General features: G+C 66.3%; 11 protein-coding genes. 3 read left to right on the forward strand and 8 right to left on the reverse strand.

The features are described from left to right. Positions 1-12: 12 nt before the first annotated feature. Positions 13-444, reverse strand: a complete 432-nt coding sequence (locus tag NIBR502770_RS03035) for a hypothetical protein (protein WP_141161245.1) — start codon at positions 442-444, stop codon at positions 13-15. Between the two features lie 39 nt (positions 445-483). On the opposite strand from NIBR502770_RS03035, the gene purN reads away from it, so the two are divergent. Then, the gene (gene purN / locus NIBR502770_RS03040; RefSeq protein ID WP_141180997.1) at positions 484-1,065 is read left to right on the forward strand and encodes a phosphoribosylglycinamide formyltransferase; all 582 of its coding nucleotides are present in this window, start codon (positions 484-486) and stop codon (positions 1,063-1,065) included. Positions 1,066-1,201: 136 nt separating this feature from the next. Here purN and NIBR502770_RS03045 read toward each other — a convergent pair whose 3' ends face one another. Next, positions 1,202-2,554 carry an MFS transporter gene (locus NIBR502770_RS03045; protein ID WP_141180998.1) on the reverse strand — a complete coding sequence of 451 codons (1,353 nt, stop codon included), beginning with the start codon at positions 2,552-2,554 and terminating at the stop codon, positions 1,202-1,204. Positions 2,555-2,697: 143 nt separating this feature from the next. Between NIBR502770_RS03045 and purH the strand changes: the two genes are divergently transcribed. Further along, complete coding sequence (gene purH / locus NIBR502770_RS03050) at positions 2,698-4,383, forward strand: bifunctional phosphoribosylaminoimidazolecarboxamide formyltransferase/IMP cyclohydrolase (RefSeq protein ID WP_141180999.1); 1,686 nt, start codon at positions 2,698-2,700, stop codon at positions 4,381-4,383. A 230-nt stretch (positions 4,384-4,613) separates the two neighbouring features. Here purH and NIBR502770_RS03055 read toward each other — a convergent pair whose 3' ends face one another. Next, positions 4,614-5,582 (reverse strand): serine protease, encoded by a 969-nt coding sequence (locus tag NIBR502770_RS03055; RefSeq protein ID WP_141181000.1) that lies wholly within the window; start codon positions 5,580-5,582, stop codon positions 4,614-4,616. A gap of 328 nt (positions 5,583-5,910) precedes the next feature. Between NIBR502770_RS03055 and NIBR502770_RS03060 the strand changes: the two genes are divergently transcribed. Beyond that, positions 5,911-8,130 (forward strand): NADP-dependent isocitrate dehydrogenase, encoded by a 2,220-nt coding sequence (locus NIBR502770_RS03060; protein WP_141181001.1) that lies wholly within the window; start codon positions 5,911-5,913, stop codon positions 8,128-8,130. A gap of 88 nt (positions 8,131-8,218) precedes the next feature. Here the strand turns inward: NIBR502770_RS03060 and NIBR502770_RS03065 are convergent, their stop codons facing one another. The 5 genes from NIBR502770_RS03065 to NIBR502770_RS03085 all read right to left on the reverse strand — a co-directional run bounded on the left by NIBR502770_RS03065 (position 8,219) and on the right by NIBR502770_RS03085 (position 13,766). Beyond that, positions 8,219-8,728 (reverse strand): hypothetical protein, encoded by a 510-nt coding sequence (locus tag NIBR502770_RS03065; RefSeq protein WP_141181002.1) that lies wholly within the window; start codon positions 8,726-8,728, stop codon positions 8,219-8,221. Beyond that, complete coding sequence (locus NIBR502770_RS03070) at positions 8,725-9,933, reverse strand: serine/threonine-protein kinase (protein ID WP_141181003.1); 1,209 nt, start codon at positions 9,931-9,933, stop codon at positions 8,725-8,727. Before NIBR502770_RS03070 ends, NIBR502770_RS03065 begins: the two co-directional genes overlap by 4 nt. 285 nt (positions 9,934-10,218) lie before the next feature. Next, a complete protein-coding gene (locus NIBR502770_RS03075) occupies positions 10,219-11,475 on the reverse strand; it encodes a hypothetical protein (protein ID WP_141181004.1) in 1,257 nt (418 codons plus the stop codon). Positions 11,476-11,565: 90 nt separating this feature from the next. Continuing rightward, positions 11,566-12,495 carry a hypothetical protein gene (locus tag NIBR502770_RS03080; protein WP_141181005.1) on the reverse strand — a complete coding sequence of 310 codons (930 nt, stop codon included), beginning with the start codon at positions 12,493-12,495 and terminating at the stop codon, positions 11,566-11,568. 200 nt (positions 12,496-12,695) lie between these two features. Further along, positions 12,696-13,766, reverse strand: coding sequence for a Gfo/Idh/MocA family protein (locus NIBR502770_RS03085; RefSeq protein ID WP_141181006.1), 1,071 nt, complete (start codon positions 13,764-13,766; stop codon positions 12,696-12,698). Positions 13,767-13,835 lie beyond the last annotated feature (69 nt).

The raw sequence follows: 13,835 nt of genomic DNA on the forward strand, positions 1-13,835 counted from the left end.
GACCGCCCCGGGCTAGGGAATCCTGGCGGGCAGGACGTCCTGGAACTGCACCATGCACGCCTGGGTGGCCCGGTCCGTCAGCGCCCGGCCCAGGCAGGCCTGGTACTCGCGCACCTGGTCAAACAGGACCAAGGTGGTGACGATCAGCAGCACCATCACGGCTGCCACCACCAGCCCGGAAATGGTGCCCACAAGGACCAGCCTGGATTCCTTCAGCCGGATGGACCGGACCAGCAGGACTATGCCCAGGACCAGGCTCGCCAAGGTGAGCAGGCTTGTCAGCCACAGGTAGCCCACGTCCAGCTGGTACACGAAAAACGCGCCGAGTACCGTCACCACGAACGTCCTGAACAGGGTGTGGGTCTTGGCGAGGGAGGCTTTCGCTGCCTCGCTGAGCGGGGGCCTGGCCTGCTGCCGCCCGGCCCGGCCCGGTTCGCTGTTCATGTTTTCCAGCGTACGCGAGCCTGCACCTAAGCTGGACCAATGCGTATCGTCGTCCTCGTCTCCGGCACCGGGTCCAACCTCCAGGCAGTTATCGACGCCGTCAAAGCGGGGGAGCTCGATGTGGAAATCGCGGCGGTGGGCGCCGACCGCGAAGGGACCTATGGCGTCGAACGTTCCGCTGCCGCCGGCATCCCCACCTTTGTGGTGGACTTCAAGGCCTACCCGGACCGTACCGACTGGAACGCCGCGCTGGCCAGGGCCGTCGCCGCCTACTCGCCGGACGTTGTGGTGTCCTCCGGGTTCATGCGGATTGTCAGCCCCGGTTTCATCGACGCGTTCAACGGCAGGTACCTCAACACACACCCCGCGCTGCTGCCTGCTTTTCCAGGCGCCCACGGCGTCCGCGACGCCATGGCCTACGGGGTCAAGGTCACCGGTTGCACCGTGCACTGGGCCGACGCCGGCGTGGACACCGGCCCCATCATTGCCCAGGAAGCTGTGGCCATCGAGGACGCAGACACCGAGGAGACCCTGCACGAACGCATCAAGGTGGTGGAGCGCCGGCTCCTGGTTTCCACGTTGGCCGCCCTCGCCGCGGATCCGGAATATTCCGCCGCCTAGACCGCCGTCGACGCGCACTCTCCTTTTCGACGCGCACTCTCCTTTTCGACGCACATATGCCGTTTTCGCGGCGTACATACTGTGCGCGCAGGGGAACATGCGCGTCGAAAATGAATAAGGGCGTCGCGAAAAACGGCTACTGCAGGCGGGCCCGGCGGGTTTCCGGGGAGAAGAACGCCATCCACAGCACGGAGGCCAGCACCAGGGCGCCGGCCAGGGCGAAGGAAGTGGCCAGCCCGAGTTCCGGCCAGAAGTAGTTGGCGAAGACCAGCGGTCCAAACCCTGCACCCAGCCGGGAAAATGTGGACGCCCAGCCGAACCCGGTGCCCCGCAATTCCGTGGGATAGAGCTCGGACACGTAGGCGTAGAGCACCGGAATGGCTACCTGCACCACGAACCCGAACACCAGCAGCCAGAACACCGCGGCCGTGGGGATGTCCACCACGAATGCCACGATCACCAGGGTCAGCGCGGACAACGGACCAGTGATGGCAAGGATCCATTTGCGCCCCACCCGCTCCACCAGGAGGGCGGCCACCACCACGCCCAGGAAGCCGACGGCGGCCATGGACGCCGTGGTGACGAACGCCTTGTACTCGGCGAAGCCGGCACCGATGAGGATCCTGGGCATCCACGTCAGGGACAGGTAGTACACCAGCAGGATGCTGAAGAACAGGGACCAGGCGGCAGCGGTGATCTTCCAGTTGAACTGCCATACCGAACGCAGCTGGGTCCAGGCGCTGCCGGCGGAAAGCCGTGGGACATCCCGGGCGTCGGGAAGGCTGTACGCGCGCGGTTCCGCCCCGGTGGCCTCCACCAGGCCGTCAATGATTTTGGCCGCTTCTTCCCTGCGGCCCTTCCGGATCAGGAACAGTGGAGACTCCGGCACGCTCCGCCGGACCCAGAAGACCAGCAGGGCGGGCAGCACCATCACCAGCATGGTCAGGCGCCAGTCGCCGTAGAGGGCCACCAGGCCGGCCGAAACGAACCCGGCGAGAGCCGCGCCTACCGGCCACCAGCCGTCCATGGCAGTGAGCACCTTGCCGCGCTGTTTCCGCGGGGTAAACTCGCCCACCAGTGCGTAATCCACGGGGATGCAGCCGCCCAGACCAAACCCGGCCATGAACCGGAACACGCAGAACCAGACGAAATCGGGGGCGAACGCACCGAGGACAGTGAATACGGAGAAGAGCAGCAGCGTGGCGGTGAATGCCTTCTTCCGCCCCAAGGTGTCCGCGATGGTTCCCCAGATGAAGGCACCCAGCGCCATGCCGATCAGGTTCGCCGTGCCTACCCAGGCCGCTTCCCCGGCGGACAGCGACCAGTGCTTGGACAGCAGCGGAATCAGGATGCCGTTCAGGGTTACATCCCAGGCGTCGAACATGAATCCGAGGCCCCCGATCAGGAAGATCCTGCCCTGGACTTTCCATCGCCAGGGCAGTTCCTGGACCACCTGTTCGCCGCTGGGCACAGTGGTGTAAGTATTCATCGCCGCCTCCTGCTGAAGACTCTATCCGGGCCCGCGGAAGTTCACACTCCGGAGCCCACAGGGGGTAACCGTTGCCTTCGCGATAAACTGGCCGTATCCCCACCAACCGCGGCCCTGTTCCGCGAGATAAGACGGAGACATTTGTGAGCTTCACGCAGCATGAGCGCGTATCCATTGACCGTGTACCCATCCGCCGGGCTCTGATCTCGGTTTACGACAAAACCGGTCTGGAGGAGCTCGCCTCGGGCCTGCACGCAGCGGGCGTGAAGCTCGTCTCCACAGGCTCCACGGCCAAGAAGATTGCCGCCGCGGGTATTCCCGTGCAGGAGGTTGAGGAAGTCACCGGTTCGCCCGAGATGCTGGACGGCCGCGTCAAGACCCTGCACCCGCGCGTCCACGGTGGCATCCTGGCGGACCGCCGCGTCCCGGCGCACATGGAAACCCTCGCCAGCATGGACATCGAAGCCTTCGACCTGGTGGTGGTGAACCTCTACCCGTTCGTGGAAACCGTCAAGTCCGGTGCCGCGCAGGACGACGTCGTGGAGCAGATCGATATCGGCGGCCCCGCCATGGTCCGGTCGGCTGCGAAGAACCACGCCGCCGTCGCCATTGTGGTGGACCCGTCCTTCTACGGCCAGGTGGTGGAGGCCGCAGCGGAAGGCGGCTTCGACCTGAAAACCCGCCGCCGCCTCGCCGCCAAGGCCTTCGCCCACACCGCCGCCTACGACAATGCAGTGGCCACCTGGACCGCCAGCCAGTTCCTGGACGAGGACGGCGACGGCGTCATCGACTGGCCTGCCTACGCCGGCCTGTCCCTGGAGCGCTCCGAGGTCCTCCGCTACGGCGAGAACCCGCACCAGCAGGCTGCCCTGTATGTGGACAAGGCCGCCCCGGTGGGCATCGCCCAGGCGGACCAGCTGCACGGCAAGGCCATGAGCTACAACAACTTCGTTGACGCCGACGCCGCCCTGCGCGCCGCCTACGACTTCAGCGAGCCCGCCGTCGCCGTCATCAAGCACGCCAACCCGTGCGGCGTCGCCGTCGGCTCCAAGGACGCCTCGGACCCCATCGCCGACGCCCACGCCAAGGCCCACGCCTGCGATCCCGTCTCTGCATTCGGCGGCGTCATCGCAGCGAACCGCACGGTGACCGCCGGTATGGCCAACACCGTCAAGGACATCTTCACCGAGGTGGTCATCGCACCCGGCTTCGAGGCTGAGGCGGTGGAAATCCTCTCCAAGAAGAAGAACATCCGTCTGCTGGCCCTGCCCGAGGGATACGGCCGGTACCCCACGGAGTTCCGCCAGGTCTCCGGCGGCATGCTGGTCCAGGTCAGCGACAAGGTGGACGCCGATGGCGACAACCCCGCCAACTGGACCCTCGCCGCCGGTGAGGCCGCGGATGAGAAGACCCTCGCGGACCTCGCCTTCGCCTGGACTGCGTGCCGGGCCGCGAAGTCGAACGCCATCCTCATTGCCGACAACGGCGCGGCCGTGGGCATCGGCATGGGCCAGGTCAACAGGCTCGATTCCTGCCGCCTCGCGGTGGAGCGGGCCAACACGCTGGGCGTCACGGTGGAGTCCGACGTCGACGGTGCCGGCGGTGCCTCCAACACGGACGCAAGCGGCGCACCTGAGCGTGCCCGCGGTGCCGTGGCGGCCTCGGACGCGTTCTTCCCGTTCGCCGACGGCCTGCAGATCCTGATCGACGCCGGTGTCCGTGCCGTGGTGCAGCCGGGCGGTTCTGTCCGGGATGAGGAAGTCATTGCAGCAGCGAACGCTGCGGGCATCACCATGTACTTCACGGGAGCCCGCCACTTCTTCCACTAATCCCCACCGCCGGGTTTCAACAGACGACGGCGCCCGTCCCTGCATAGGGGACGGGCGCCGTCGTTGTGTTTCGGCTTTAGTCCTGGCCGGCAGGAGGTTCGGGCTCCGGAAGCTGAATCTCCCGGGGCTTCGCCGCCGCCATTCGCTCGTCTGTCCAGTACTCGAGGACTTCCTCGGGCGACTGGTTCAAGTCCACGTGGCTGACGGGGTCCTGGTCCGGTGCGGGTTCTTTAGGATTTCGCGGCATTGGTGTACGTCGTCTCGATAACGGAGCCCCAGTATGGGCCGTACATCACTGCGGAGCCGTTGTAGCCGTAGCTGTTGATGGAGTTCTGCAGGCCATCGGGACCGTTGCCGATGAACCACGGACCACCGGAGGAACCGCCGGTCATGTCGCAGGGAATGCCCTGGGTGTTGAACTGGGGGTTGTTGGAATCATTTGACGCCGTCCCGGTGCAGCTCTTGAGGGTCTCCCCGTTGAAGGGCGCCGCTGCCGGGTAGCCGTACGACGTGTAGGTCAGGCCCCGTGCCTGGTTGAAGGCAGTGCCGGAGCCGCCGACGACGTCGGTCAGCTTCCGCCCCTTGGCATCAGGGTTCATCACGGCGAAGCCGGTGTCATACGTCATGTCGCCGTTGGAAGCCCACTGGGTGGGGGCATACAGGGCTTTGGCGGTCCATTTGCCGTAAGGGGCTGCCCCGTTGTCATACGCGGGGACGAAGACGAAGTTGGTGGCGTACGCGCCCGGGCCTTCATTCACGCAGTGGCCGGCCGTTGCCACAGTGCTGCGGTTGGTCGAGGTGACGGCGTTGCCGGAGCACACATAGTTCGTTCCGCCGAGCGTGAAGAAGACCTTGCCGATGTGGGAGACGGGGTTCGCGCTCTGGGCAAGCGTGGGTTTGCCCTTGGTGGCCTTGGTGGAGGACGGCTTGCTTTTTTCCACCAGGGCAGGGTTTGAACGGTTGCCGCGTTCCAGGGCCTTGCCGGCCAGCGTGTCACCAGGAACAGCGCCCTGCATCCGCTCGGGAGTCCAGTAATCGGCTGCAGCCCCGGCGTCGAGCGTGACGCTGGCCACCGACGGCGCTTCGTTACCGTCCGACGGCGCCGGGGCGGCGGAGGCGCCACCGGCAGCAGTGAGTGTGAGCATGGCGGCCGCCGAAAGAGTCAGGAGGCCGGAAGCCAGAGACCTGGTGCGTGTCATTGTTGTCCTGTCTGGAAGGGGGGTGGGCCCTGGGGCGGGAGTGACGTAGCGAACTTATCGTCACCGGGCAAGTTTGTACACAGTAGTGAGGTATCAATAGCTGCCGGTCACCCTTTTCCCCGCCCCACCCGCACCGTATGCAGAACGTTGGCCCCGGCACCCGGGCCCAGTGCCGTCGTCGGCCGTTCTCCATCGCTGTAATCCTGCTCACCGCCGGGGTAACGCTGGGACCCGGGTACGGTTCAAAGCCGGGTCCTCAGGTAAGTTGTACATGGTGAAATAGACCGATTTTTCACAACCAAGCCGACCCACAGGGAGACGCCCGCGCATGTCCAAGATTATCTACACCCACACCGACGAAGCGCCGATGCTGGCTACCTATTCGTTCCTGCCCATCATCGAGGCGTTCGCTTCGACAGCAGGTGTGGAGGTGGAGACCCGCGACATTTCGCTCGCCGGCCGCATCATCGCCGTCTTCGGTGACTACCTGACCCCCGAGCAGCAGATCGGTGACGCCCTTGCTGAACTCGGTGAGCTGGCGAAGACGCCGGAAGCCAACATCATCAAACTGCCCAACATCAGCGCGTCCATCCCGCAGCTGAAGGCCGCCATTGCAGAGCTGCAGGGCCAGGGCTACGCGTTGCCGGATTACCCGGACAACCCCTCCTCGGACGAGGAGACCGCCATCCGCTCGCGCTACGACAAGATCAAGGGCTCCGCCGTGAACCCGGTCCTGCGCGAAGGCAACTCGGACCGCCGCGCTCCGCTGTCCGTCAAGAACTACGCCCGCCAGAACCCGCACTCCATGGGCGCCTGGACCGCGGACTCCAAGACCAACGTGGCCACCATGGGCCAGGACGACTTCCGCTCCAACGAGAAGTCCGTGGTCATCGAGGCTGACGGCACCATCGCCATCCAGTTGGTCCGCGAGGACGGCTCGGTCAAGGTCCTGAAGAAGGCGTTCCCCGTCCTGGCCGGTGAAGTAATCGACGGAACCGTGATGCGCGCCGCCGCACTGGACGAGTTCCTCAAGGCCCAGGTTGCCCGCGCCAAGGAAGAGGGCGTGCTGTTCTCCGCCCACCTGAAGGCCACCATGATGAAGGTCTCGGACCCCATCATCTTCGGCCACGTGGTGAAGGCATACTTCTCCGAGCTGTTTGAGACCTACGGCAAGCAGCTTTCCGCCGCCGGCATCAGCCCCAACAACGGTCTCGCAGCCATCCTGAGCAGCCTCGAGGACCTGCCGGCGGATGTCCGCGAGGGCGTGCAGAGCCTGATCAAGAAGGGCCTGGAAGACGGGCCCGCGCTGGCCATGGTGGACTCCGACAAGGGCATCACCAGCCTGAACGTGCCCTCCGACATCATTGTGGACGCCTCCATGCCGGCCATGATCCGCACCTCCGGCCACATGTGGGGCCCGGACGGCAAGGAAGCCGACACCCTCGCCGTCCTGCCGGACAGCTCCTACGCCGGCATCTACCAGGTGGTCATCGACGACTGCCGCGCCAACGGCGCCTACGACCCCACCACCATGGGCACCGTCCCGAACGTGGGCCTCATGGCGCAGGCCGCTGAGGAATACGGCAGCCACGACAAGACGTTCGAAATCCAGGAAGCCGGCAAGGTGCAGATCGTTGACGGCAACGGCAACGTCCTGCTGGAACACGAAGTTTCCGTCGGTGACATCTGGCGTGCCTGCCAGACCAAGGACGCACCCATCCGCGACTGGGTCAAGCTGGCCGTCACCCGCGCCCGCGCCTCGCAGACCCCCGCCGTGTTCTGGCTGGACGAGGAGCGTGCACACGACGCCAACCTCATCGCCAAGGTCAACGAGTACCTGAAGGACCACGACACCGAGGGCCTGGACCTGCAGATCATGTCGCCGGTCAAGGCCACCGCCTTCACCCTCGAGCGCATCCGCAAGGGCGAGGACACCATCTCCGTCACGGGCAACGTGCTCCGCGACTACCTCACGGACCTGTTCCCCATCCTGGAACTGGGCACCAGCGCCAAGATGCTCTCGGTTGTTCCGCTGATGAATGGAGGCGGACTCTTCGAGACCGGCGCCGGCGGATCCGCCCCCAAGCACGTCCAGCAGCTGCTGAAGGAAAACCACCTGCGCTGGGACAGCCTGGGTGAGTTCCTGGCCCTGGCCGTGAGCTTCGAGCACCTGGCCACCACCACCGGCAACGCACGCGCCCAGGTCCTCGCCGACACCCTGGACCGCGCCACCGGCACGTTCCTGCTGGAGAACAAGTCCCCGAGCCGCCGCGCCGGCGAACTGGACAACCGTGGCAGCCACTACTTCCTGGCCCGCTACTGGGCAGAGGAACTGGCCAAGCAGACGGACGACGCCGACCTGGCCGCCGCGTTCAGCACGGTCGCCAACGAGCTTTCCTCCAAGGAGGAAACCATCGTGGGCGAGCTGGCCGAGGTCCAGGGCTCACCCGTGGACATCGGAGGCTACTACCGCCCGGATGATGCCAAGGCTTCGTCCGTGATGCGTCCTTCCGCCACGCTGAACAAGGTCATCGCCAGCCTGGCCTAGCACCTGCCGTTCCGGCACAAAGAAGCGGTGCTCCGGTTTTTCACCGGAGCACCGCTTCTTTTTGCTTTGCTGCCTGCTGGAGGCGGACCTAGTTCTTGCCCTTGCCCTTGTCGCTGTTGTTCTTGCCGGCATCCGTGCCGTTGCCCGACGAGCTACCTTGCGCCGGTGCCTGCGCGGGGGCTGGCTGCGAGGCGGGGCCAGGCGCGGGTGAAGAAGCCTGTGCTGCCTGGCTGGCGGCGATCCGGGCGTCTTCGGCAGCCTTTGCGGCCGCTGCCTGCGCGCTGATGGCTTCGTTGAGGTCTGCCCGTACAGCCGTCGCCACGGTGGTGATGCTGCGGCGCCTCTCCTCGGAAACCTGGCCCTTGGCCTGGGCCGCGGAAAGGTCAGCCTCCAGGCCCTCGAGCGCCTTCAGCGCGGCTGCGGGATCGTTTTGGGAGGAAGCCTGGGTTACTTCAAGTACCCGTGCCTGGAGCTGGGTTGCGGCCTCGCGCTGCAGCCCGGCCCCGGGCGCGGCGCAGGCACTGAGCAGGGCCGCCGCCAGCGCAGCCGCGGCGCAGGCCAGCAGCAGCCGGGCCGCCGGGGCCTGCCTCAGGATCACGGCGCCACGCTCTTCTGGAGTTCCTGCAGATGGTCACCCAGGACGCCGGTCACGGTGGGATAAGGGACGACGTCGGCCGGGCGGGCGGAGATGCTCATCAGCACCGCAGCGGCGGCTGCGGCAACCACCAGGACACCCACCACCACGGCCAGCCAGATACGCCGGCTCCGGGTGAGGCGCGGCTTTGCAGCGGACGTGCCAGCCTCTGTTCCGGGGGCAGGGTCTGTAGTCCTGGGTGCCGCCGCGGCCTCGCGCACGTCTTCCACCGATTCTTCTGCGGTAATGGAGGGAGGGTGGAAGGGCATGGCCGGCAGTACACGGGTCGTTTCCGGCGCCAGTTCTCCCGGCGTCGACGCGGGGGAGACCAGCGCCTGGCGCAGCGCCGATTCAATGTCAGCGGCGGCTGGCCGTTCCAGCGGGTCGATGGCCGTCATGGAACGGATCAGGCCGGCCCATTCGGAGGGGACGTCGTCGGGAATTTCCGGGGCCCGGTGGAGCCGGGCAACCGCCGACTCCACGGCACTGCCGGGATATTCCACGGTGCCTTTTATGCATTCGAGCAGCACCAGTCCCAAAGAATAAATGTCCGTGGCCGACGACAAGGGTTTGCCCAGGGCCTGCTCCGGGCTGAGGTAGGCGGCGGTGCCCACCATGGTTCCCGTAGCCGTAAGCCGGGTGGAATCCACAATCCTCGCGATGCCGAAATCCGTGAGCTTGGGCCGAATCGGCTCACCGGGCCGGATCTGGACCAGGAGGATGTTGCCCGGTTTGATGTCGCGGTGGATGATGCCCAGCCCGTGCACGTAGGCCAGGGCATCGGCGATGCCGGCGCCGATGACGGCCAGTTCCTCCAACGGAACCGTGCTGTGGCGGATGCGGCTGCGAAGGTCCTGGCCCTCCACCAGTTCCATGGTCAGGAACGGCCGGGGCTCATCCGGAATACGGTCATCGATGCCCGCATCGAAAAGTGTCACCAAGCCCGGGTGGTTGAGCGTTGCCAGGAGCTGGATTTCGGCTTCCTGCCGCTTGAGCTCGTCCGCGTCCGGGGCCTGCGGGGCGAAGAGCTTCAAAGCCACATCGCGGCCCAGGTTTTCGTCCCGCGCACAGTACACCGACGACATTCCGCCACGGCCTACGACCTCACCCAAACGGTAGCGACCGCCGACCACTTCATTCTTGATGGAGCTAGGCGATTCCGCCACCATGACCGTTCCTCCCGGTGCGCTGCGGCACTGTCGTACCTCAAATTATACGGGCGGTGGGGCGGAACCGGCGATTGACCTAGGCTTTCGCCGTCGGGCACGCCGACGGCCCGGCGGCGATTTTCGAACACATTCGCCGCCGGACCATCGGCTACAAGGACATGTGTGCTGATGACATGTTTTATGCAGGTAATGCGTTTCGGGCTTGCTGACCTCCTTCCGCCAGCCCGCTGCGTGACGCCGCTTCAGGCGCACAGGTGCGGGCACGTATCTTTCTGTGGTTGGCCGCTACGAGACCTTGCGCCTGCGGAGCACCAGGATCCCGGCGGCCAGGAGCAGAAGGGCCAGGGGAACCAGCGATCCGTCCCAGCCCGTGTTGGCGAGGGCCGCGTGGGCCCCGTTGGCGGTACCGGGTGCCGGGTTGCCATTGGTGGTGGCAGCCCGTGGCGCCGTCACAGGGGCGATTGCCCCGCTGACTGCGCTGGAACCGGCCGGTGCTGCCGTGAAGCCGTCGACGCCTGTGGTCCCGGATCCGTCGGTGGGGTCATCGCTCGGGGTGCCGTTGCCGGTGCTGTTGTCCGCGCCGGGGCCAGGGGTGCCAGTGTCACCGGTGGTGCCGTCACCCGGGGCGGTGGTCCCCGGATCCGAGGTCCCCGGAGTGCCCGTGGTGTTGTCACCGCTGAGCCCGATCCCCAGGTCAATGCTGAGATCGGCGACAGCATCGGGGCCGCCGTTGCCTGCGGTTCCGGCGCCTACACCTGCACCAAGGTCCACGTTGGCGTCGGCGGCGAGGTCCGCCGTGGTTCCGGTGCCGGTGGCGGGGTCGGTGGTTGTGACGTTGCCGAGTCCGAGATTGACGTCGGCTGCGGCGCTCAGGTCGGTGGTGCCGTTGGTTGCGGGGTCGGTGGTTGTGACGTTGCCGAGTCCGAGATTGACGTCGGCTGCGGCGGTCAGGTCGGTGGTGCCGTTGGTTGCGGGGTCGGTGGTTGTGACGTTGCCGAGTCCGAGATTGACGTCGGCTGCGGCGGTCAGGTCGGTGGTGCCGTTGGTTGCGGGGTCGGTGGTTGTGACGTTGCCGAGTCCGAGATTGACGTCGGCTGCGGTGGCCAGGTTGGTGGTGCCGTTGGTTGCGGGATCTGTGGCAGCCACAGCCCCCAGCCCCAGGTTGACGTCGGCTGCGGCGGTCAGGTTGGTGGTGCCGTTGGTTGCGGGATCTGTGGCAGCCACAGCCCCCAGCCCCAGGTTGACGTCGGCTGCGGCGGTCAGGTCGGTGGTGCCGTTGGTTGCGGGATCAGTGGCGGCCACAGTCCCCAGCCCCAGGTTGACATCCACTGCGGCGGCGACACCTGTTGATCCGGCCGGCGTTGGGTCACCCAGCAGGCCCAACGACGTCGAGTCGGCGGGTGCCGCCGCCGAGATGAGGGCGGAGGCGGAGAGGTCCGTCCCGCTGGTGGCGTCCGCCGCATTGGCGGTGGCGCAGCCGAAGGCCAGGAGGCCGCCGGCAAAGAGGGTGCTCAGCAGCCCCCTGCGAAGTGTGCAGTTCATGGTGTTTACTCCTGGAATAGTTGAGTGTCCGGGGGCTGGACAGCCGCCCGTAGAGCCGCGTGCTGCCCGTGGGAGGGCAGGGGGCATCAACTAGTCAGGAGAAGAGCCGGGGTCGAATGACACCGGCGAGGGGATGTGCCCGGGGGACCGTTCGGCGCGGACAGCGCCAGCCCCTTCAAAGTCGAAGTAGATGGGGTTGAGCCATGCGGCGGCTGCTGACGTGCCGCCTGATGAACCGCTGCTGCCTGTGCCGGGCGCCGGGGCTGCGGGAGCCTGGGCAGGAACGGGCAACGGGTCGACGGCCAGCGGCTGCTCCGCTATGGAGCCGAGGGTCTCGAAGACCACTGCGTGCGGGAATGCCGTGTTGGCCAGGATGCCTGCGTCCGAGGCCGTGGATGGCGCCTCAACCGCCTGGCCGGATTCTGTGGCCGTATCCGTGGCATCCGGAGCTTCTTCCACGGCTGAGGGCAGGTCCCCCGCGGGAGCAGGGGCCAGTACGCCAGGAACGTCCACCTTAACGTCATCCAAGGGCGGGGCGGGCAACGAAACAGCGCCGTTCAGAAGATCTGAAACCGGTTGGAGCACCGGCTCAAGGACCGGAAGAGCCTCGGCTGCAGGGGCTGTAAGTTCCCGGGCCACACCCGCTGCCACGGTGTCGGCCACCTCAACAAGGGGAGTGGAGACCCTGGAAACAGTTCCGGCCGGAACCACCTGGTCTACCACGGGAACGGCGGCAATCAGGTTGTCCGTCAGGCCGGAAACAGGCGTTATGACAGGCTGCAGCAGCCCGGGGGACGCGGCCGGGCCGTCCGCTGAGCCGGCAGGAACCGGTGAAACCGTGGCCGCAAGATCTTGGCCCAGGGAGGACACCGAACTGGTGGGGGCGCCGGGCAGGGAGGAGGAATCAGGACCTGTGTCGGCGGTTGCAGGTGTTGAGGAAAGGGTCAACCATGTGGCGGCTGCCGCTCCGGCAAGAAGTACCGGTCCCAGTGCACGCCATGGCGAACTACTACGAGCCATGCGTACCACCCCCCAGTGACCGGCGCAATCGATGCTGCCTAAATGCTAAGACTGCTTATCTCCCGAAGTCCAGCATTCATTCAGGGGAATTTACAAATGCCGGCAGCGGACGCAGGAACTGTCACTGGAAGAAGCGGGCAGTCACGGGACTGGATTATCGCGCAAAAGCTGCCCGCCGCCGTCGTATGGAGTTGATCCTGCTAGTGGCTGTCGTTGGGGTAGGTCACTCCGAGTTGTGCGCGGACACCGTCGAAGAGGCGCATGGTGTTCAAGGTGTCTTCGAGGGGCATGACCGGGCTTTCGGTCAGCCCCTGCTGGACGCACCTCATCACCTCGCGGAGCTCGTAGGCGTAGCCCTTTCCCACGACGTCGAAGCTTTCCGTGCGGCGGTCCTCCCACCCCTTGGCGATGACCAGTTCGCTGGGATTGTTGATGGAACCCACGCTCTGCAGGAAGCCGAGGCTGCCGGCCACCGTGGCAGTGCGGGGTCCGTGGGCCAGCAGGGAGGAGGTGAGCTGGACCTGGGCGGCGTGGCCGTAGCCAAGGCTCAGGGCGTTCTGTGCATCGACGCCGTCGTCGTTGACGAAGCCCGTGGCGCTGACGGTCTGCGGGAAGCCAAGCGTGCCCAGCGCCCAGAGCAGCGGGTAGACGGACAGATCCAGCAGTGCACCCCCGCCGTCCTTCCGCGCCCACAACCTGGCCGTGGGGGAGTAGGGTGCCGGGAATCCCAGATCTGCGGTGACCCAGTGGATATCGCCCAGCTCGCCGGACGCCGCAATCTCGAAAGCGCGCTGCATCGACGGCAGGAACCGGCTCCAGACCGCCTCCATCAGGAAAAGCTTCCGGCTGCGCGCAACCTCGATGAGCTCGGCCGCTTCCCGGGCGTTGATCGTGAAGGTCTTCTCGCACAGGACGTGCTTGCCCGCGTTCAGTGCGGCCAGGACCATCCCGTGGTGCTGCGCATGCGGCGTGGCGACGTAGACAACGTCCACCGCGTCATCGGCGAGCAGCCGCTGGTAGCCGGGCACCCCGCCGTCGTCCCCGTAGGCCTTTGCGAAGTCGTACGCCACAGCAAAAGCATCCGCGGTGTCCTGCGCCCTTGAACTGACCGCATAGAGCTCGGCATCTTCAAGCAGTGCCAGATCCTGGGAGACGGCGCGGGCGATGCTGCCCGTTGCGATGATTCCCCAGCGCAGGGGAGTCCCGGTGGCGGTCCGGGGATCCCGGTCAGGCTGCGTGGAAAGCCATGGTGTGGCGATGGGAGCGCTCATAGCAGCCATCCTGTCACAGCGGCACCGCAGGAGTGGAGAACCTGCGGCGGGTGGTAGTTCAAAGAAAAG

Origin of the sequence: Pseudarthrobacter sp. NIBRBAC000502770, assembly GCF_006517815.1 — a bacterium.
GTDB lineage: Bacteria > Actinomycetota > Actinomycetes > Actinomycetales > Micrococcaceae > Arthrobacter > Arthrobacter niigatensis.